A 19,208-nucleotide genomic window follows, 5' to 3' on the forward strand; every position below is an offset into this window, starting at 1 on the left:
CCAGACCCTGCTCGTCACCGGCTACGACCGCGTGACCAGCGAGGACGACGGCGCCACCGCCGTCGAGTACGGCCTGCTCGTCGGCCTCATCGCCGTCGCCATCGTCGCCGCCCTGCTCCTGCTCGGCCCGAAGCTCGCCACCATGTTCCAGTCCGTCACGGACACCCTGCCCGCAGGCTGACCCGGACGGCGCGGATGCGCGGGCAGCCGCCCGAGACGCATCCGCGCCGTTCCCGTCCGAAGGAGGAGGACCACCATGAGGAAGCACACCGACGCGATCGCCCCGGCGATCGCCAGCGTGCTGCCGGGTTCCGTCCTGCCCTCGGACGGCAGCGGACGGCGTCGCGGCCGCGCTCCGCGTGAGGATCGTGACGGCGGCGCCGTCGCCGTGGTGGTGGCCGTCGCCATGGTCGCCCTCATGGGCGCCGCCGCCCTCGCCGTCGACGTGGGCTCGCTCCTCTCCGAGCGCGGTCAGCTGCAGAACGGCGCGGATGCCGCAGCGATCGCGATCGCCCAGGCCTGCGCCGGCAGCGCGACCGCCACCGCCTGCACCTCGCCGGCCACGACCGCCCAGACCCTCGCGAGCAGCAACACCCTCGCCGGCGCGGCGGACGTCCGCTCGGTCACCGTCTCCGGTGGCCGAGCGACCGTCACCCTCGGCAAGACGGTACCGACGAGCTTCGCCGCCGCGCTCGGCATCATGAGTAAGGACGTCACCGCATCCGCCACCGCGTCGTGGGGCTCGGTCGCATCCGGGCCCGCCGTGCTGCCGATCGCCTTCGCGAGCTGCGTCTTCACCGCCAAGCCGCAGGGCACCGCCGAAGACCTGCTGGAGAAGGGCGTCACCGACACCTCGGGCGGGTGCACCGACTCGCACAACGGCCTGCTGCTCCCCGGCGGGTTCGGCTGGCTCGACGACCCGAGCGGCACCTGCAACCTCGCCTCCGTCGTGAGCGGCTCGTCGTACACGGCGAGCAGCAAGCCGGGTCGGAGCCTCCCGTCGAACTGCGGGACCGTACTCAATCAGTACCTCGGCAAGACCGTTCTGCTGCCCGTCTTCGACAGCACCGCCGGGAACGGGGCGAACGGCAGCTTCCACATCGCCGGATGGGCCGGATTCCAACTGCTCGGCTGGGGATTCCCGAGCACGAACGTGAACACCACCGGCGACAGCAGCCTGAGGATCCCGCCGAACCGCAACGGCCTGATCGGCAAGTTCCTCGGCTTCACCACCCTCGATGACGCCTTCACCATGGGCGCCACCAACCCGGGCTACGCGACCGTCGTCGCGCTCACCAACTAGGACCCGACATGAAGACCCGACTCCTCGCCGCGCTCACCGCGCTGGTGCTCGCCGTGCTCGGCGCCGTGCTCATCAACGGCTACGTGCAGGGAGCGGACGCCCGCGCCCTCGCCGGCATCCGCACCACATCCGTGCTCGTCGTGGACGAGCCCGTGCCGGCCGGCACCCCGGTCGACAAGCTGGCGCTCAGCGTGAAGCCGAAGGCGGTCCCGTCGGCCGCGCTCGCCACCGGCGCGCTGACCGATCTCTCCAAGGTGAAGGGCAAGGTCACCTCGGTCGACCTCGTGCCCGGCGAGCAGCTGCTGAGCAGCCGCCTCGTCCAGGCCTCCGCCGTGCAGAAGACGGGCGCGCTCGCCGTGCCCGCCGGAATGCAGGAGGTCACCGTGCAGCTGGCCCCCGACCACATCGTCGGCGGCAAGATCCAGCCGGGCGAGAGGGTCGCCGTCTACTTCTCCTTCCCCGGCTCCCCAGGGGCGCAGGCCGTCACCCAGCTGGTCTTCCAGGAGGTGCTCGTCACCGACGTGCAGGGCGCCCCGGCACCCGTCGCCGCCGGCGCCACGGGCGGCCAGGCCGCCCCGTCCGGCACGGAGCTCGTCACGCTCGCCCGGCCCGCCGCCGACGTGCAGCGCATCATCTTCACCGCCCAGAACGGCACGATCTGGCTCTCCAGCGAGCCGACCGGCTCCGTCGTCAACGCCCTTCCCCAGGTCACCCGATCGGATGTGCTCAAGTGAGCCGCTTCGTCCTCGTCACCGCCGACACGGAGTTCGAGCTCCGGGTCACCCGCGCCGTCACCGGCGGCCTCACCGGCCGCCTGCGCGTCGTCCGCACCTCGTCGGCTCCCGACGGTCCCGCCGCCCTGCTGACGCCGGGCTCGGAGCCGACGGAGCTCGTGCTCCTCGGCCCGGGCATCCCGGCCGATGAGGCACTGCGCCTCGCCGCGGCGTTCGACGTGCAGCACCCCGCGATCGCGGTCGTGCTCGTCGGCGCGGTCGACCCCGAGCTCGCCCTCGCCGCCATGCGGGCCGGCGTGCGCGACCTGCTCGACCCCGCCGCCGACCCCGACTCCATCCGCGTGCTGCTCGAGCGGGCGCTGGCCGCCGCCGCGGGGCGCCGGAAGGACCCGTCGGCAGTCTCGCCGGCCCAGGAGGGCCGGATCATCGTCGTCGCCTCGCCGAAGGGCGGCGTCGGCAAGACGACGCTCGCGACGAACATCGCCGTCGCGCTCGGCCGCGTCGCCCCGATGTCGACCGTGCTCGTCGACCTCGACGCGCAGTTCGGCGACGTCGCGAGCGCCCTCCGGCTCGAGCCCGAGCACTCGCTCGCCGACGCCGTCGGTGGTGCAGCCGGCCTCGACTCGATGGTGCTGAAGACCTTCCTCTCCGTGCACCACAGCTCGATCTATGCGCTGTGCGCGCCGACCGACCCCGCGGAGGCGGACCGCATCAGCGGCGAGGACGTCGGCCGGGTGCTCCAGCAGCTCGCGCGCGAGTTCCAGTACGTGATCGTCGACACCGCGCCCGGGCTCGGCGAGCACGCGCTCGCGGCGCTCGAGCACGCGACCGAGATGGTGCTCATCTGCACGATGGACGTCCCGAGCGTCCGCGGCCTCCGCGAGGAGATCGACGTCATCGACCGGCTCGGCCTCGGCACCGGGCGCCGGAGCATCGCCGTGAACCTCGCCGACCGCGGCACCGGGCTCTCCATCCGGGACATCGAGGCGACCATCAAGCGTCCGGTGGACGTGGTCATCCCCCGCTCCCGCGACGTCGCCTACGGCACGAACCGCGGTGTGCCGGTGCTGCAGGAGAAGAGCCGCAGCCGTGCGGCCAAGGCGCTGCGCGCGCTCGCCGGCCGCTTCGAGCCCGTGCCCGTCGGCGGCGGCAAGGGCGCCCACAAGCGGGCGGTGGCCCCGTGAAGCTCTCCGAGCGGCTCGGCCGCGCCCCCGAACCCGTGCTGCCCGAGGCGGCGCCCGTCGCCGTGCCGGTGCCGACCCTCAAGCCGGTCGTGACTCCGCGGCCCGAGCCCGTGCAGGACGGGCTGCTCACGCTGAAGTCCCGGGTCGGCGAGACGCTCTTCGAGCGCCTCGGCAGCCGGATGAACGACCCGAACCTCACCGAGAACGACCTCCTCACGTACGCCCGTGAGGCGCTCACGGAGATCGTCGAGGCGGAGCGCGTGCCGCTCAGCAACGAGGAGCGGCACCGGCTGGTCCGCGAGATCAGCGACGACGTGCTCGGCTACGGGCCGCTGCAGCCGCTGCTCGACGACCCGTCGGTCAGCGAGATCATGGTCAACGGTCCCGACATGATCTTCGTCGAGCGCGCCGGCAAGCTGACCCTCACGACCTCGCGCTTCCGCTCGGAGGAGCAGCTGCGCCGGGTGATCGAGAAGATCGTCTCCCGCGTCGGCCGCCGCATCGACGAGTCCTCGCCCCTCGTGGACGCGCGACTCGAGGACGGATCCCGCGTGAACGCGGTCATCCCGCCGCTCGCGGTCTCCGGGTCCACCCTCACGATCCGGAAGTTCTCGGCCGACCCGCTGACGGTCGACGACCTCGTGCGCTTCGGCTCCCTCTCGCCCGAGATGGCGCAGCTGCTCGAGGCCTGCGTCGCAGCGCACCTGAACATCCTCGTCTCCGGAGGGACCGGTACCGGCAAGACGACGCTGCTGAACGTGCTCTCCTCATTCATCCCGGAGGGCGAGCGGATCATCACCATCGAGGACGCGGTCGAGCTGCAGCTGCAGCAGTCCCACGTGGTGCGACTCGAGAGCCGGCCTCCGAACATCGAGGGCCGCGGCGAGATCACCATCCGCGACCTCGTGAAGAACTCGCTCCGCATGCGCCCCGACCGCATCGTCGTCGGGGAGTGCCGTGGCGGTGAGGCGCTGGACATGCTCCAGGCGATGAACACCGGTCACGACGGATCGCTGTCCACGGTGCACGCCAACGCGCCCCGCGACGCGATCGCGCGGCTCGAGACCCTCGTGCTGATGGCCGGGATGGACCTGCCGCTCCGCGCCATCCGGGAGCAGATCGCCTCCGCGATCGACGTGGTCGTGCAGCTGACGCGCCTCCGCGACGGCACCCGTCGCGTCACCCACATCACGGAGGTGCAGGGCATGGAGGGCGAGATCGTCACCATGCAGGACGCCTTCGTCTTCGACTACTCCGCCGGTGTCGACGCCGACGGCCGCTTCCTCGGCAAGCCGGTCTCCACGGGCGTGCGCCCGCGCTTCGTCGACCGCTTCGAGGAGCTCGGCATCAGCGTGCCGGCGTCGATCTTCGAGACGCCCGATCGGTGGGGCCGCTGATGCTCGGCCTCGCCGTCGCGCTCGTGCTCGCCGCTGTCGGCGTCACCCTCTTCGGGGTGCTCGCGCCGCGCCGCCCGCGCCTGCCGAAGGACCGCCGCCGACCCGGCGAGGCGACCGCCGCCGCGCTCACCCGCCAAGGGTCCGCACTCGACGAGCTCGTCGGCGACGCGCTCGGCCGACGCGGCTGGGACCAGCGGCTGGTGGTCGCACTCGAAGCCGCCGGCATGCACCTCACGCCGGCACGCTTCGTGCTGATCGCCGCAGGCGCGTCGCTCGGCCTCGGCGCCGTGCTGGCGCTGCTCCTCGGGATCTTCGGGGTGCTGCTCGGCGTCGCCGCCGGGGCGATCGGCGCCCGCCTGCTCATCGGCCGCAAGGCCGCCCGGCGGCGCAAGGTGTTCGCGAACCAGCTCGACGACACCCTCGGGCTGCTCGCCGGCAGCATGCGTGCCGGCCACAGCCTGCTCAGGGCCGTCGACGCCGTCTCCCGCGAGGCGGAGGCGCCGACATCGGAGGAGTTCGCCCGCATCGTCAACGAGACCCGGCTCGGGCGCGACCTCAACGACGCGCTCGACCAGTCCGCCGAGCGGATGCGGAACGAGGACTTCGGCTGGGTCGCCCAGGCGATCGCCATCCACCGCGAGGTGGGCGGCGACCTCGCCGGCGTGCTCGACGAGGTGGGCCACACCATCCGCGAGCGCGGGCAGATCCGGCGCCAGGTCGCCGCGCTGTCCGCCGAGGGCAAGATGTCCGCCTACATCCTGCTCGCGCTGCCGTTCGTCGTGCTCGGCATCCTCTTCCTCACGAGCCGCGACTACGTGGCGAAGTTCGTCGAGTACCCGATGGGCTGGGCGATGATGGCGGGCGCGGCCGTGCTGATCACGATCGGCGCCCTCTGGCTCAAGAAGATCGTCAGCTTCAAGTTCTGAGAGGGAGGGAACCGTGCCGTTGACCGTCCTGATCGCCGTGCTGGCGGTCGGTGTCGCGCTGCCGCTGCTCGCGTGGAGCGCCGTGCCCGGCGACGCCTCCGGGCGCCGCGACGTGCGCAACAACCTGCTCCTCGGGCTCGACGCGGAGGCCGCATCCGCCCGCATCGTGCGCGACCCGGGCTCGCTCGGCTCCCTGCTCGTGCTGCCCGCGAACCGGAGCAAGCTCGACAAGCTGCTCGCGCTCGCCGGGCGGCCGGCGTCGTGGCCGCTCAGCCGCGTGCTGCTGGCGAAGCCCGCCCTCGCGATCGTCGCCGCGGTCTTCGGCCTGATGGTGCTCTCCAGCACGAGCAACGGCGTCATCGTCGTGATGGTGCTCGCCGTCGTGGTCACCGCCTACTTCGTGCCCGACCTGCTGATCTACAGCCGCGGCATCGAGCGGCAGGCCGCCATCGCGCTGGAGCTGCCCGACACGCTCGACCAGATGCTCATCGCGGTCGAGGCGGGCCTCGGCTTCGAGTCCGCGATGGCGCGCGCCGGCAAGAACGGCAAGGGGCCGCTCGCGGAGGAGCTCGTGCGCACCCTGCAGGACATGCGGGTCGGGATGGCGCGGCGCGACGCATACAAGGCGCTCGCGGCGCGGACCGATGTGCCCGACCTCCGCGCCTTCGTGCGCGCGGTCGTGCAGGCCGACATCTACGGCATCTCGGTCAGCACGGTGCTCCGCACGCAGGCGAAGGAGATGCGCACCAAGCGCCGTCAACGGGCCGAGGAGAAGGCCATGCAGATCCCGGTGAAGGTGCTCTTCCCGCTGATGCTCTTCATCCTGCCGGTGCTCTTCATCGCGGTGCTCGGGCCCACGATCATCTCGGTGGTCACGAACTACCTCTGAGCCGTCCAGCCCGTCGCGCATCCGACGCATTCAGGAGATCGCGGCGGACACGCCGCGCTCAGTGCTCGAGCGTCCTGAATACGGGCCGCGGATCCTGAGAACGGCGGATGGCCACGGATGCGGGCGCGCGGATCAGAGGTTGGGGCGCGGGCCGGGCTTCGGGTGGGGGCGGCGCTGCCCGCGGATCGTGGCCGGTGGTGCCGGCGGTGCGGTCGGCGCTGCGGGCGCATCCGGAGTCGCGGGCTCGGCGGGTACGTCGGTCGCCGCGGGGTCCGCCGGCTCGGGTGCGGGATGCCGCACGCCGCGGAGCAGTCCGACGAGCGTCTCCGCCGTGGACGCGCTGGTCGCTGCCGCCTCGGTGTTCGCCTCGGTCACCGCGACGACCACCTCGGCGCGCTGGATCGGCACACCACGCGGCGCGTCGAAGCCGATGCGCACCCCGTCGCCGCGGATGTCGATCAGGGTCACGACGATGTCGTCCCCGATCAGGACCCGCTCGCCCTTCTTGCGGGTCAGTACGAGCACGGGACCACACTATGCCTCCGGCCCCGCGGAGCCGGGAGGCCCGCGCTATCCGGCGAGGTCGGTCCACGCCTCCGGCAGGCCGAGCTCCGGCAGGGCGTGCGGCGCGCCCGCCGACCGGGCCCGCACGCTCGCGACCGCGTCGACCTGCAGACGACCGCGCAGCGCACCGGTCCAGACGAGCGTGTGCTCGGGCCGCCGGGTCGCATCGACGACGAGCCACGCCTGGTCGCCGTCGATCGACAGCAGGCCGTCGTAGCGGGGATCCGCGAGGTCGCCGTCGCCGATCCCGTAGGCGACGATCACGGGCTGCTCGCTGCGCACGCCGTACGCGCGGGCGGCGAGGGCGCCGCGGCGGTCGTCGACGCGGCGGCGGGTGTTGCCCTCGACCGAGCCGCCGTCGCACACGTAGCCGCGCTGCATCCGGTCGCGCACCGAGTTCGCGACCCGGACGGCGTCGTCGCCGAGGCCGACGAGCAGCAGGAGGTCGCCGGCGCGGGTGCGCTGGGGCGGCGGGGCGCCGGGCACGAAGCGACCGGTCCGGGAGCGCGGCCGGGGCGTCGCCCAGACGATCTGCTCGGCGATCGCGGCGTCGGTCTGCTCCCGGACCGGCGCGACGCGGGGCGGCGCGAGCGTCAGCACGCCAGGGGCGGTGGGCTGCGGCGCGGGCTTCGGGGTGCGGGGCACCACGACGGGCGCCGTCGCCCAGCTCGGCCGCCGCGCGTCCGACATCGGCAGCGGCCGGGCGGGTGTGCCCCCGCCCGACGCGCCAGCCGGCTCGACGTCGATCCGGAGCGCGTCGAGCATCGACGCGAAGTCGTGGCCCTGCGTGGAGACGGCCGGCTCGCGGCCGGCGGATGCACCCGGGCGCAGCACGTCCTCGAACGGATCTCCCGTGGCCGCGCCGAAGTCCTGGCTGTCCGCATCCTCGAGCAGCGCTGCGAGGCCCACCCGGGTCGGCATGTCGAACTGGTGCGACCCCTCGAGGTGCGCGGCGTCGGGCAGGTCGACCGTCACATCGACGACCTTGCGGCCGAACAGGCCGCCGAGACCACCGACGACCGACTCCTGGGTGGCGACGATGCGGGCGTCGGGACCGTAGTCCCGGCGCACCTGCTCCGCCAGCCCGGTCAGGGTCGGCTTGTCAAGCCGAAATCGGATCGAGGGCACGAACCACTCCAACGGTCTCGATGGTGACGTCCGAGGACGTCACCTCCTGGTAGGACAGCACGGGCAGGCCGTTCGTCTGCGGCGCGACGAGGCGGCGCACGGCGGCCCGGAGCGCGGGCGCGCACACGAGCACCGGCGCCCATCCGCGGGCCTCGGCCTGCGCGACGGCGGCGCGCAGCGAGTCGACCACCTGGCCGAGCCGGTTGGGGTCGAGCAGCACCTGTGAGCCGATCTCGCTCGGGCGCAGCTGCTCGAGCATCGTCTGCTCGAGGACGGGGTCGATCATGATCACCCGCAGGGTGCGGTCCTCGAGGTGGGCGGAGACGACCACCGGCCCGAGCGCGGCGCGGGCGGCCTCGACCAGGCCCTCCGGATCCGTCGACACCCGAGCGCGCAGCGTGAGCGCCTCGTAGATGCGGGGCAGGTCGTTGATCGGCACCCGTTCCTGCAGCAGGCCCTGGAGCACGCGGTGCACCTCGGCGAGGGTGAGCAGGTTCGGGATGAGCTCCTCGACGACCGCGGGGCTCACGCGCTTCACGCCCTCGGTGAGCACGCGGACGTCCTCGCGCGACAGCAGGCGGGCGGCGTTGCTCGTGATCACGTTCGAGAGGTGGGTGACCAGCACCGAGCCACGGTCGATGACCGTCGCGCCGGTGATCTCGGCCGAGTGCCGCATCTCCGCGGGGATCCACTTGCCGGCGAGCCCGAACACCGGCTCGATCGTCGGGGTGCCGGGCAGCGCGTCGAGCTGGTCGCCGATCGCGAGCACCTTGCCGACGGGTGCGATTCCCCGGCCCATCTCGACCCCGGCGACGCGGAGCACGTAGGTCGAGGGCGGCAGGTCGACGCTGTCGCGGGTGCGCACGGGCGGCACGACCACGCCGTACTCCATCGCGATCCGCCGGCGGAGGGACTTCACGCGGGCGAGCAGGTCGTCGCTGACGCCCGAGACGAGGTCGACGAGGTCCGCGGAGAGCTGCACCTCGAGGGCGTGCACCCGCATCTGCTCCATGAGCTCCTCGGGCGAGTCCGCGGATCCGGTGCTCTCCCCCGCGGTCGTCGCGACGAGCGCGGCGGCCGCCTTCCGCTGCTCGGCGCGCGCGATCCGCCGCGAGACGACGATGAGGACGATCCCGACGAGCAGGAACGGGATCATCGGCATGCCCGGGATGAGCGCCATCGCGCAGGCGGCGACGCCGGCGATCATCAGCGCGGTGCGGGACTGGGCGAGCTGGGCGCCGGCCGTCTGCCCGAGGTCCGCCTCCGCGTTCGAGCGGGTGACGATCATGCCCGTCGAGACGGCCATGAGCAGCGCGGGGATCTGCGCGGTGAGGCCGTCCCCGATGGTGAGCAGTGTGTACGTGTTCAGCGCGTCGTTGATCTGCTGGCCGTGCATGAGCACGCCCATACCGATGCCGCCGACGATGTTGATGAGCACGATCACGATGCCGGCGATCGCGTCGCCCTTGACGAACTTGCTCGCGCCGTCCATCGCGCCGTAGAAGTCCGCCTCCGCAGCGACGTCCGCGCGGCGGCGGCGGGCCTCGTCCTCGGTGATGAGGCCGGAGTTCAGGTCGGCATCGATCGCCATCTGCTTGCCGGGCATCGCGTCGAGGGTGAAGCGGGCGCCGACCTCGGCGACGCGCTCGGCGCCCTTCGTGACGACCACGAACTGGATGACGACGAGGATCAGGAAGATGACCGCGCCGATGATGAGCGAGCCGCCCACGGCGACCTGCCCGAAGGCGTGGATGACCTCGCCGGCGTAGCCCTGGCCGAGCACGAGGCGGGTCGATGCCACGTTGAGGCCGAGGCGGAACAGCGTCGCGATGAGCAGCAGCGACGGGAAGACGGAGAAGTCGAGGGGGCGCTTCGCGAACATCGTCGTGAGCAGGATCACGAGCGCGAAGAGGATGTTGACGGTGATCAGCAGGTCGAGCAGCCAGGAGGGCACGGGGACGACGAGCAGCATGATGATCGCCACCACGCCGATCGGCACCGCGATCGCGGCGGCCGTCCTGCCCAGCTGCAGTCGTCGCACGTTGCTCCTCGAGGCCGGGGATCCCCGATCCGGCTCCGCCGGAGGACCGCCCGCTCGCCCGGCTCCGCCGTGCTCGAAACGCGGGACCGTCGCCGGAAGGCGCACGATCCCGGGCTCATCCTGCGGCGTCGGGCCCCCTGTTCGGGGTTGCCACGCGGCTCAGTGGACGGCGTTGAACCCGGTGGTCGCGAAGACCTCGTAGGAGACCGAGTCGCCGTAGCGCGGATCGTGGTACCCGGTGAGGTTCGAGCACCACTTCGGCGAGCAGAACTGGCCGGTGCTGCCGCCGGCGGTCTCGTCGTTCGCCGTCTCGTCGTATCCGGCCTTCAGCAGCAGGGCGCGGGCGGTCCTGTACGCCTCGAGCGGATGGGCCGAGCGCACCCAGACGTACCACTCGCCGTACTCGTGCTTCGACGCGATCACGTCGCCCCCGAGCACGGGTACGGTCGACGGGAAGCCGGGCGGCAGGCGGGGCGCCGTCGGCGTGCATCCGGCGAGCGCCGGCCCGAGGAGCGCGAGCGCGAGCGCGAGCAGTGCCGCGGCCGGGGCCGTCGAGGTACGCACGGCCCGATCATCGCGCGGTTCCGGAGAAACCGCGCGCCACGCCGTACGCGGAGCCACGCGGGCGGCGTGTCGCTCAGGAACTCCGGAACGGCGCGATCCCTGGTGTCAGGTCGTGGTCGGCGGCGTCGAGACGGTCCCGACCTCGTTCGCGCGGGTCGGGACGGCGGTGCCCGGCGACCCGATGGCCCGGCCGAGGAACCCGAGCGTCCGGGTCCAGGCATCCGCTGCCGCAGCCGCGTCGTAGGTGCGCGGGCTCGTGTCGTTGAAGAAGGCGTGGCCGACGCCGGCGTAGACGTGCGAGGTGAAGTCGATGCCGCCGCGCTTCATCTCCTGCTGCACGTCCGGCAGGGACGTGATGAGCCGCTCGTCGAGGTCGCCGTAGAACGCCAGGATCGGCGCGGTGATCTTGTCGACCTCGGTCACCTCGGGCGGGGCGCCGTAGAACGGGACGACGGCGCGGACCCGCGGGTCCTCCGACGCGAGCGCGAAGGAGTAGGTGCCACCGAAGCAGAAGCCGGTGACCGCCACCTGGTTGCCGACGCCCGGCTGCTGCTCCAGCCAGTCGAGCGCGCCGCGGAGCGCCGTGATCGCCCAGGCGGCGAACATGGGCGCGTGCGTCGGGGCGAACGCGGTGCGGAGCCGCGGCTGCCCCTCGATGCGCACGCGCTCGTCGGGGCTGAACATGATCTCCTGCAGCTGCTGCCCGAGCTGCGGATGAACTCCCACCCGGCTCAGCAGGTCGGGCGCGATCACGACGTAGCCCTCGCGGGCGAAACGGTCGGCGACGTCCTTGATGTGGTCGACGAGGCCCCAGATCTCGTGGATGACGACGAGGCCGCCCCGCGGCGGCTGCGCGCCTTCGGGCTCGACGACGTAGGCGTCGAACGGCCCGTCGGCCTCGAGGGTGATCATGCGGCCCATGGCGTCCTCCTCGTCGGGTCGCCGCCCGGCGGCCCTGCTCCCCCGTTGATACCAGGATGCGCTGATCGCCGCCCCCAGACAGCGGCAGCCTGCTGGGGTCCTCTAGTGAAGGCCGGGTCAGCCGGCCATGCGGTGCACGCCGAGGGCGGCGCCGCGGCGCTTCAGCGCCATGACGAACGCGAGCACCCGGGCGACGGCGGTGTAGAGGTCCTCGGGGATCTCCTGCCCCACCTCGCACGCCGCGTGCAGCGCGCGGGCCAGCGGGATGTCGTGGACCATCGGCACCCGGGCGTCGGCGGCCCGCTCGCGGATCTTCGCGGCGATCGCGCCGGCACCCTTCGCCACCACGCGTGGGGCCGACTTGCCCGGCTCGTACTTCAGCGCGACCGCGACGTGTGTGGGGTTCAGCAGCACGACGTCCGCGCTCGCGACCGCCGCGATCATCCGGTTGCGGGAGATCGCGAGCGCCCGGGACCGGCGCTGCTGCCGCACGAGCGGGTCGCCGTCGGTGGTCTTCGCCTCGTCCTTGATCTCCTGCCGGGTCATCCGGGTGTGCTTGCGGTTGCGCCGCATCACGACGAAGAGGTCGACGGCGGCGAGGCCGATGCCGGCGAGGATCGCCGCCTGGAGCACCGTCGTGATGACGCCCGCGCCGATCCCGACGAGGGCCATGAGCGGCAGCGCCCCGGACGACCCGAGCAGCGGGATGATGCCCTGGATGCCCGCGAACACGGCGATGCCGAGCACCCCGGTCTTCAGCAGCGCCTTCGCGCCCTCCCACAGCGCCTGCTTGCCCACCATCCGGGCGACGCCGGCGACCAGGTTGAACTGCTTGCCCGAGGGCTTGAACCGCTTGAAGTGGATGCCACCCTGCAGCAGCGCCCCGACGATCGCGCCCACCACCGCGGCGGCGAGCAGCGGGGCGAGGATGGCGGGGATGCGGCCGAGGGCGCCGTCGAAGTAGCGCTGGGCGGACGTGACGTCGGGCGTCATGATCACGCCGCGCAGGCTCAGCACGAGGTCGTCGAGCGCTGCCGCCGCGGAGTTGACGACCACAGGCAGCACCAGGGCCGCGCCGCCCATCGAGACCCAGGCGGTCATGTCGCGGGAGGTGGCGAGCTTGCCCTCTCGGAGCACCTCCTGCATCCGCTTCGGGGTGGCCTTCTCGGTGCGCTCCGCGGAGGTGTCGCTCATCTAGTGCACCCCGCCCATGAGGCCGATCATGTCGTCGGTCAGCGTCGCGACCACGCGGGGCAGCGCGAGGAACAGCACCCCGCCGGCGAGCAGCGTGATCAGGATCTTCAGCGGGAAGCCGAGCTGGAACGCGTTCAGCGCCGGCGCCACCCGGGTGAGCAGGCCGAGGCCCACGTCCGCGAGGAACAGCACGACCACGATCGGGCCGGCGATCTGCGCCGACGCGATGAACAGCTGCCCGAGGCCCGGAAGCAGCTTGTCGCCGGTCGAGACGTCGAAGAGGCCGGTCACGGGCAGCGCCGTGAAGGTGCGGAACAGGCCGTTCAGGATGAGCTCCGCGCCACCGCTGACGAAGAGCAGTCCGAGCGCGGTCATCTGCATGAGCCGGGTGAGCTGCGCGCCGTTCACGTTCATCTGCGGATCGAACGCCTGCGACAGCTGGAACCCGGCGAAGAGGTCGACGAGGTTGCCCGCGGACTGCACCGCGGCGAAGACCATGGCGCAGAGGAACCCGAGCAGGCCACCGATGATCAGCTGGCTGACGATGGCGAGCAGGAAGGTGCCGGTGTCGAGCTCCCCGCGGATGCCGGTCGCGGCCTGCGGGGCGACGAGCAGGGAGAGCGCGACGGCGAGCATCCCCTTGATCCGCAGCGGGATGCCCGAGAACGAGAACGGCGGCGCGAGGATCAGGAAGGCGACGATCCGGACCCCCGCGAGCATGGCGGCCTCGAGGAACGCCATGTCGAGGGTGAGGTTCATGCTCAGCCGGTGCCGGTCGTGCCGGTGCCGCCGGTGCTGCCCGTGTAGGTGGGGATGAGGGCGAACAGGCCCTGTGTGAAGCTGACCGCCTCCGAGATCATCCAGTGCCCGCAGACGAGCAGCGCGATGGCGACGGCGACGGCCTTCGGCACGAACGAGAGCGTGGGCTCCTGGATCTGCGTGATCGACTGGAACACGGAGATCGCGAAGCCGACGACGAGCGACGTGATGAGCAGCGGCGCGGCCAGCTCGCCGGCGAGCAGCAGCGCGTGCAGGGCGAGGTCGATGACCTGGTTCTGGGTCACGCCTACCCCGTCCGATAGCTCTGCACGAGGGACGTGATGATGAGGCCCCAGCCGTCCACCAGCACGAACAGCAGGATCTTGAACGGCAGCGCGATCATCGTCGGCGGGAGCATCATCATGCCCATCGCCATCAGGCCCGACGAGACGACGAGGTCGATCACCAGGAACGGCACGAAGATGACGAGCCCGATGATGAACGCCGCGCGCAGCTCCGAGAGCATGAACGCGGGGATGAGGGTCACGAGCGGCACCGTGGACGGATCCGTCGGGTTCGCCTGACCCGCTGCCCGGGTCATCAGCGCGATGTCGCTCTCCTTGGTGTGCAGCACCATGAAGTGCTGCAGGGGCCCGGACGCGGCGCCGATCGCGGCGTTGAAGTCGATCTTTCCGGCGAGGTACGGAGTGAGGGCGGCCGTGTTCACCTGCTGGAGCACCGGCCACATGATGAACAGCGACAGGAACAGCGCGAGCCCGGCGAGCACCTGGTTCGGCGGGATCGTGGGCAGGCCGAGCGCGTTCCGCGTCATCGCGAGCACCACGAAGATCTTCGTGAACGACGACATCATCAGCAGCAGCGCCGGGGCGACGGACAGCAGGGTGATGCCGATCAGCACCATCACGGATGTGGACGGCGCTCCGTTCGCGCCGCCGATGGTGATGGAGACCGCACCGGATCCGGCCGACGGGGTCGGCGTCGGGACCGTCGGATTCACGGGGTCGGCGAACGCGGACAGCGGCGAGGCGACGACGAGGTAGGCGACGACGAGCACGCCGAGCAGCAGCACGACGCCGGTCGGCCACCACGCCCGCACCCGGGCCGCGACCGGCAGGCGCGCGGGCCCTGCGGTCGCGGGGACCCCGCGGGTCACCGTCGTCTCAGCGCGGCGGCGGTCTGCCGCCACGTCTCGGGGGACAGGACGGAGCCGGCGAGGGGCGACGGCTTCGCGGTTCGGACGCGCTCGGCGACGACCCGCGCCTCCTCGGCCTCGCGGGCGGCGCGGCGGCTCGTGTGCTGCACCGGCTCGGGGCGCGCAGCGGCGCGGCCGTGGGCGGGCAGCGAGATCGTCTGGGTGGGCGGTCCCGAGGGTCCCGCATCCGGGCCGACGACGACGGGGACGCCGCCGGTGCCGGTCACGCCTGTGCTCATCCCGGATGCCCGGTGGAGCTCGCGCTCGAAGGCCGATGCGGGCGCGACGAGCGGCACCGGGGCGGTCGAGACGACGGAGACGGCCGGCGTCTCGCCGTCCGCGGCACCCAGCCGGTCGAGCACCGTGACGGCGTGCTCGGTGACGCCGAGCAGGTAGCGGCGGCCCCCGGCGTCCACGATCGCGACGCCCGCCTTCGTGCCGAGCCCCTGGCGCGAGACGACGGAGATCGCCTTGCCGCGCAGGCCCCCACCGCCGGCACCGCGGCCCTTGGTGAGCCAGCGGTGCGCGAAGAAGAGCGCGCCGAAGACCGCCCCGAGGGAGACGATCACGCGCAGCGCGAGGAAGACGGTGTCCATCGACCGGGGTCAGCCCTCGTCGATGGCGTCGAGGACCTCGGTGATCCGCACGGCGAACTGGCGGTCGACGACGACGACCTCGCCGTGCGCGATCATCCGGCCGTTCAGGAACACGTCGGCCTGCGAGCCGACGGACCGGTCGAGCTCGATGACGGTGCCGGGCTGCGCGTCGAGCAGCTCCCGCACGGACACCCGGGCGCGGCCGATCTCGACCGCGAGGGTCATCTCGACGCCGCTGATCCGGCCGAGCTTGCTCGAGACGTCGCCGAAGCGGCGGGGGCCGCCCTCGCCGCGCACCTGGACGGCGAACCAGCCGGCGACCCCGCCCTCGCCGACGAGGTCGAACACGACGGCGTCGGGCGACTGGAAGAGCGAGGCGGGCGCGCCATCGGTCGCATCGCCGAGCATGCCGCCGCCGATGACGGACGCGGCGTGCTCGAGCGCCGGCCGCAGCACGTCGCCGAGCCGGACGCGGGAGGCGTCACCACCCGCCGCGGCGAGCAGCTCGGTGCGGTCGAGCAGGATGAGCGCGAAGTCGGCGGAGTGTGCCCCGACGTAGGTGGCCGAGACGCCGGCGGCCAGCTCGGCGGGCGGCACCGGCGCGCCGCCGTGGCGCTGCGCCATGAGCGCGGTGCCGGGCAGGGCCGCCACCAGGGCGTTCGCGCATGCGGTCTCGACGGCGCGGTCGTCGGCGCCGGCCGTGCCGACGTCGGAGAGGGCGGAGGGGAAGGTCACGATCTGCTCCTCATGCGTCCACGACGACGCACGCGAGACGGTCGCCGTTCCCCCCGACCGCGGCCCGGACGACGGGCATGCCGTCCATCGTGATCGCGAGCGGCTGGTGCCGCGGATGATCCAGGGGGATGAGATCACCTTCCGCGAGGGAGAGCACGACCGCGGCGGGCACGCGGGTGTCCGCGAACCGCAGCGCGACGTCGACCGGGGCGGCGGCCACGTGCTGCTCGAGCCGGTGCGTCACGAGGCCCTGCTCCTGGCGCGCGGCACCGTGGCCGAGCGCCTCGAGGATCGGCTCGGCCGGCAGCGTGACGGTGACGATGCTGCGGGAGCCGGGGCGGTCGAGCGCGAAGCCCGCCTGCACCATGAGGTCGTCGGGCGCCGCGAGCTCGCGGACGCGGTCGTAGGCGAAGGCCTCGACGATGAGGGTCGGCAGCAGGCCGTCGAAGGCGAGGTGCAGCTCGAGGGCGTGCTCGTCGACGAGGTGCCAGACCAGGGCTCGCTCGACGGCGGTGAGCAGGCGCTCCTCCCCCGACGGCGCACCGGTGCCCCCGACGAGGCGGGAGGCCCAGAACCGCGCCTCGACGAGCGGGAGCCGCAGCACCGCCCGGGCGCGCACGCCCTCGACGGCGGCCACCACGTAGGCGGCGGGCTCGGCGGAGTCGCGGAGCGCACCGGCCGGGCTGATCACGTAGCCGCCGTACTCGACGTCGATGACCGTGCGGGTCTTCGCGGTCAGCTGCAGGCCGAGGGATCGCCCGAAGGACTCGAAGGCGGAGGCGAGGCGCTCGCCCTGCGGCTCGGAGAGCAGCTCGGGCTTCTCGAAGTCGTACGGGCGCACGTCGAGATCCGCGGCACCGGGAGGGTGCACGCGGACACGCTGGCGCCGCCGATCCGTCACGAGTCGGATCCTCGCAGCGGACCCCCCGATCGGGGGTGCGACACTCCAGCGCCACGGGAACGGCCCCGGTCAGCCCTTCGCGGCCGGTGTGGCAGCGGGAGTGGGAGCCGGTGTCGCGGCCCCGCTCGAGCTCGTGGAGGGCGTCGCGGCCGGGGTGTGCACGACGATGTCGACGCGGCGGTTCTTCTCCTCCGTCGTCTCCCCGGTGCCCGGGATCGGCTGCGCGGAGCCGTAGGAGACCGAGGAGATGCGCGTGCCGTCGACGCCGTGGTCGACGAGGTAGAGCAGCACGTTGCCGGCCCGCACGGCGGCGAGGTTCCAGTCGTTGCCGAACCGGCCGGGCGACCCGTGCGGATCCGCGTGCCCCTCGACCGTGATGACGCGGTCGCTGCTCCCGAGCACCGGCCCGATGGCGGTGAGCACCGTCACGGCGGAGGGGCGCAGCGAGGCGTCGTTCCCGTCGAAGTAGGCGGACGAGCCGACGAGGCCGATCGTGAGCCCGTTGGCGTCGAGCTTCACGTCGGCGAGGTTCGATGCATGCGCCTTCTGCAGGGCCGCCTCGATCGCCGTCTTCATGGTCTTCTCGAGCTTCAGCGACCCGGTCGTGGTCTTCGACGCGGTGAAGCCGTTGCCCTTCTTGTCGACGAGCTCCTTCGGCACCGGGATGCCCTTGGTGAGGTCGAGCTTCGCGCTGTTCGTCACGCCGAAGCCGGATGCGAGCGAGTTCTTCAGCACGTCGAACTTGTGCGAGTCCACCGTCGACATCGCGTATAGCACGATGAAGAGGCACATCAGCACCGTGATCATGTCCGCGTAGGAGGTCATCCAGCGCTCGTCGAGATGGAACTCGCCGCCGTGCCCCCCCTTGCGGCGTCTGCCGCTGCTCACGATCAGGCGGCCGCTTCGGCGGTCTTCGTCGCCTTGGCCGGCTTCGCGGCCTTCTCCGCCGACTTCTCGGCGGGCTTGCCGAGCTGGCTCTCCGGCACCATGGCGCGGAGCTTCTCGCTGAGGACGCGGGGCTGGGCACCGGCCTGCACGGCCATCACGCCCTCGACGAGCACGCCGTAGCGCTCCGCCTCGAGGTCGGCGACCTTGCCGAGCCGGCCACCGATGGGCAGCCAGATGAAGTTGGCCGACATGACGCCCCACAGGGTGGCGACGAAGGCGCCGGCGATGGAGTGGCCGAGGCCGGCGGGGTTCGAGAGGTTCTCGAGCACGTGGGTGAGCGAGACGACGGTGCCGATGATGCCGACGGTGGGGGCGAAGCCGCCGAGGGAGTTGTAGAACTTCGCGGCGGACCGCGCCGTCTTCTCCTTCGCCGCGGCCTCGTCCTCCATGACGATCCGGAGCTCATCCGCGTCCATGCCGTCGGCGACGTTCTGCAGCGCCTTCTTCAGGTACGGGTCCTCGACCTCGGCTGCCTGCGCCTCGAGGGCGAGCAGGCCCTGCTTGCGCGCGACCTCGGCGAGCTCGACGAGCCGGTCGATGTCCGCGCCGAGCTTGACGCCCTTGAAGAGGAACGCCTTCGGCAGCGCCTTGATGGCGAGGATCGCATCCGGCAGCGTCGTCGATGCGATACCGACGCCGATCGCGCCACCGAGCACGAGGATCATCGGCGCGGGGATGATGAGCGACATCGGGTTGGCGCCCTCGAGGAACGCCATGACGAGCAGCGAGCCGAAGGCGACGACGATGCCGCCCAGGGTCGCGGGATCCATCAGTTCCCCCCGCGGCGTGCATCCGCCGGACGCACGGGAGCCTTGGCGCCGTCGACGACGCCGAATCGGCGGCCCCCTCGCGACGACGCGGGGACGGCGGAGGGTGCCTCGAAGTGCATGGAGTGGGCGAGTGCGATCACTCGAGCCCGGTACTCCGCGATCTCGCCGATGACCTCGTCGATCGTCTCGGTGACGATGAAGGTCGTCCCGTCGACGAGGACGACCGAGGTGTCCGGCGATTCCTGGATGCGTTCGACAAGGTCGGGGTTCACCGCGAACGTGCTGCCGTTCAGGCGCGTCAGCAGGATCATCGTCTCCCCCGTCCATGGGCACGGCCGACCCCGTCCGTGGGGTCGTTCCGCCGTCGAGTTCCACAATCGGCGGATGCGTCGACGATGTCAGGAGCGGGGGCGGATGCGCATGCCCCCACTTCGCGGCAGG

Annotated in this window: 22 protein-coding genes; 7 read left to right on the forward strand and 15 right to left on the reverse strand. The window is 72.4% G+C overall.

Annotation, left to right across the window (positions count from 1 at the left end; all coding sequences use genetic code 11):
• From VIG76_RS14435 to VIG76_RS14465, 7 genes are all read left to right on the forward strand, one after another.
• On the forward strand, positions 1-181 hold a 181-nt coding region (locus VIG76_RS14435; protein WP_414640654.1), incomplete at its 5' end, for a Flp family type IVb pilin.
• 75 nt (positions 182-256) lie between these two features.
• On the forward strand, positions 257-1,303 hold the full coding sequence (locus VIG76_RS14440) for a pilus assembly protein TadG-related protein (protein ID WP_331955390.1): 1,047 nt from the start codon (positions 257-259) through the stop codon (positions 1,301-1,303).
• A gap of 8 nt (positions 1,304-1,311) precedes the next feature.
• Entirely contained in the window at positions 1,312-2,037 is a 726-nt protein-coding gene (cpaB, locus tag VIG76_RS14445) for a Flp pilus assembly protein CpaB (protein WP_331955392.1), read from the forward strand.
• Positions 2,034-3,221 (forward strand): CpaE/TadZ family protein, encoded by a 1,188-nt coding sequence (locus VIG76_RS14450; RefSeq protein WP_331955394.1) that lies wholly within the window; start codon positions 2,034-2,036, stop codon positions 3,219-3,221. The genes cpaB and VIG76_RS14450 overlap by 4 nt, the downstream gene beginning before the upstream one ends.
• On the forward strand, positions 3,218-4,618 hold the full coding sequence (locus VIG76_RS14455) for a TadA family conjugal transfer-associated ATPase (protein ID WP_331955396.1): 1,401 nt from the start codon (positions 3,218-3,220) through the stop codon (positions 4,616-4,618). Before VIG76_RS14450 ends, VIG76_RS14455 begins: the two co-directional genes overlap by 4 nt.
• Positions 4,606-5,544, forward strand: coding sequence for a type II secretion system F family protein (locus tag VIG76_RS14460; RefSeq protein WP_331955398.1), 939 nt, complete (start codon positions 4,606-4,608; stop codon positions 5,542-5,544). The genes VIG76_RS14455 and VIG76_RS14460 overlap by 13 nt, the downstream gene beginning before the upstream one ends.
• 13 nt (positions 5,545-5,557) lie before the next feature.
• On the forward strand, positions 5,558-6,433 hold the full coding sequence (locus VIG76_RS14465; protein ID WP_331955401.1) for a type II secretion system F family protein: 876 nt from the start codon (positions 5,558-5,560) through the stop codon (positions 6,431-6,433).
• 132 nt (positions 6,434-6,565) lie between these two features.
• Here VIG76_RS14465 and VIG76_RS14470 read toward each other — a convergent pair whose 3' ends face one another.
• The 15 genes from VIG76_RS14470 to VIG76_RS14540 all read right to left on the reverse strand — a co-directional run bounded on the left by VIG76_RS14470 (position 6,566) and on the right by VIG76_RS14540 (position 19,078).
• Positions 6,566-6,958 carry a carbon storage regulator gene (locus VIG76_RS14470; RefSeq protein ID WP_331955403.1) on the reverse strand — a complete coding sequence of 131 codons (393 nt, stop codon included), beginning with the start codon at positions 6,956-6,958 and terminating at the stop codon, positions 6,566-6,568.
• Positions 6,959-7,003: 45 nt separating this feature from the next.
• A complete protein-coding gene (locus VIG76_RS14475) occupies positions 7,004-8,125 on the reverse strand; it encodes a hypothetical protein (RefSeq protein WP_331955405.1) in 1,122 nt (373 codons plus the stop codon).
• Complete coding sequence (locus tag VIG76_RS14480) at positions 8,100-10,097, reverse strand: flagellar biosynthesis protein FlhA (RefSeq protein WP_331955458.1); 1,998 nt, start codon at positions 10,095-10,097, stop codon at positions 8,100-8,102. Before VIG76_RS14480 ends, VIG76_RS14475 begins: the two co-directional genes overlap by 26 nt.
• A 228-nt stretch (positions 10,098-10,325) precedes the next feature.
• Entirely contained in the window at positions 10,326-10,730 is a 405-nt protein-coding gene (locus tag VIG76_RS14485; RefSeq protein WP_331955407.1) for a hypothetical protein, read from the reverse strand.
• Positions 10,731-10,835: 105 nt separating this feature from the next.
• Positions 10,836-11,651 carry a dienelactone hydrolase family protein gene (locus VIG76_RS14490; RefSeq protein ID WP_331955409.1) on the reverse strand — a complete coding sequence of 272 codons (816 nt, stop codon included), beginning with the start codon at positions 11,649-11,651 and terminating at the stop codon, positions 10,836-10,838.
• 117 nt (positions 11,652-11,768) lie between these two features.
• Positions 11,769-12,845 (reverse strand): EscU/YscU/HrcU family type III secretion system export apparatus switch protein, encoded by a 1,077-nt coding sequence (locus VIG76_RS14495; RefSeq protein ID WP_331955411.1) that lies wholly within the window; start codon positions 12,843-12,845, stop codon positions 11,769-11,771.
• Positions 12,846-13,604, reverse strand: coding sequence for a flagellar biosynthetic protein FliR (locus VIG76_RS14500; protein WP_331955413.1), 759 nt, complete (start codon positions 13,602-13,604; stop codon positions 12,846-12,848).
• 2 nt (positions 13,605-13,606) lie between these two features.
• Entirely contained in the window at positions 13,607-13,909 is a 303-nt protein-coding gene (locus tag VIG76_RS14505) for a flagellar biosynthetic protein FliQ (RefSeq protein ID WP_331955415.1), read from the reverse strand.
• Positions 13,910-13,911: 2 nt separating this feature from the next.
• Positions 13,912-14,778: a flagellar type III secretion system pore protein FliP gene (gene fliP, locus VIG76_RS14510; RefSeq protein WP_414640655.1), complete on the reverse strand. Its 867-nt coding sequence runs from the start codon at positions 14,776-14,778 to the stop codon at positions 13,912-13,914.
• Positions 14,775-15,413 (reverse strand): flagellar biosynthetic protein FliO, encoded by a 639-nt coding sequence (locus VIG76_RS14515; protein WP_331955417.1) that lies wholly within the window; start codon positions 15,411-15,413, stop codon positions 14,775-14,777. Before VIG76_RS14515 ends, fliP begins: the two co-directional genes overlap by 4 nt.
• Positions 15,414-15,422: 9 nt before the next feature.
• Entirely contained in the window at positions 15,423-16,148 is a 726-nt protein-coding gene (locus VIG76_RS14520; RefSeq protein WP_331955419.1) for a FliM/FliN family flagellar motor switch protein, read from the reverse strand.
• A gap of 10 nt (positions 16,149-16,158) precedes the next feature.
• The gene (locus tag VIG76_RS14525; RefSeq protein WP_331955421.1) at positions 16,159-17,019 is read right to left on the reverse strand and encodes a FliM/FliN family flagellar motor switch protein; all 861 of its coding nucleotides are present in this window, start codon (positions 17,017-17,019) and stop codon (positions 16,159-16,161) included.
• Positions 17,020-17,118: 99 nt separating this feature from the next.
• Complete coding sequence (locus VIG76_RS14530) at positions 17,119-17,937, reverse strand: OmpA/MotB family protein (RefSeq protein ID WP_331955423.1); 819 nt, start codon at positions 17,935-17,937, stop codon at positions 17,119-17,121.
• 2 nt (positions 17,938-17,939) lie between these two features.
• Positions 17,940-18,767 carry a motility protein A gene (locus tag VIG76_RS14535; protein ID WP_331955425.1) on the reverse strand — a complete coding sequence of 276 codons (828 nt, stop codon included), beginning with the start codon at positions 18,765-18,767 and terminating at the stop codon, positions 17,940-17,942.
• Positions 18,767-19,078: a flagellar FlbD family protein gene (locus VIG76_RS14540; protein ID WP_331955427.1), complete on the reverse strand. Its 312-nt coding sequence runs from the start codon at positions 19,076-19,078 to the stop codon at positions 18,767-18,769. The genes VIG76_RS14535 and VIG76_RS14540 overlap by 1 nt, the downstream gene beginning before the upstream one ends.
• Positions 19,079-19,208 lie beyond the last annotated feature (130 nt).

Source organism: Amnibacterium sp. (assembly GCF_036559085.1).
Classification (GTDB): Bacteria; Actinomycetota; Actinomycetes; order Actinomycetales; family Microbacteriaceae; genus Amnibacterium.

Coding starts and splice junctions, on each gene's coding strand:
- VIG76_RS14440 (WP_331955390.1), top strand. CDS start 257: ATGAGGAAGCACACCGACGCGATCGCCCCGGCGATCGCCAGCGTGCTG.
- cpaB (WP_331955392.1), top strand. CDS start 1,312: ATGAAGACCCGACTCCTCGCCGCGCTCACCGCGCTGGTGCTCGCCGTG.
- VIG76_RS14480 (WP_331955458.1), bottom strand. CDS start 10,097: ATGCTGCTCGTCGTCCCCGTGCCCTCCTGGCTGCTCGACCTGCTGATC.
- VIG76_RS14490 (WP_331955409.1), bottom strand. CDS start 11,651: ATGGGCCGCATGATCACCCTCGAGGCCGACGGGCCGTTCGACGCCTAC.
- VIG76_RS14495 (WP_331955411.1), bottom strand. CDS start 12,845: ATGAGCGACACCTCCGCGGAGCGCACCGAGAAGGCCACCCCGAAGCGG.
- VIG76_RS14500 (WP_331955413.1), bottom strand. CDS start 13,604: ATGAACCTCACCCTCGACATGGCGTTCCTCGAGGCCGCCATGCTCGCG.
- VIG76_RS14515 (WP_331955417.1), bottom strand. CDS start 15,413: ATGGACACCGTCTTCCTCGCGCTGCGCGTGATCGTCTCCCTCGGGGCG.
- VIG76_RS14535 (WP_331955425.1), bottom strand. CDS start 18,767: ATGGATCCCGCGACCCTGGGCGGCATCGTCGTCGCCTTCGGCTCGCTG.
- VIG76_RS14540 (WP_331955427.1), bottom strand. CDS start 19,078: ATGATCCTGCTGACGCGCCTGAACGGCAGCACGTTCGCGGTGAACCCC.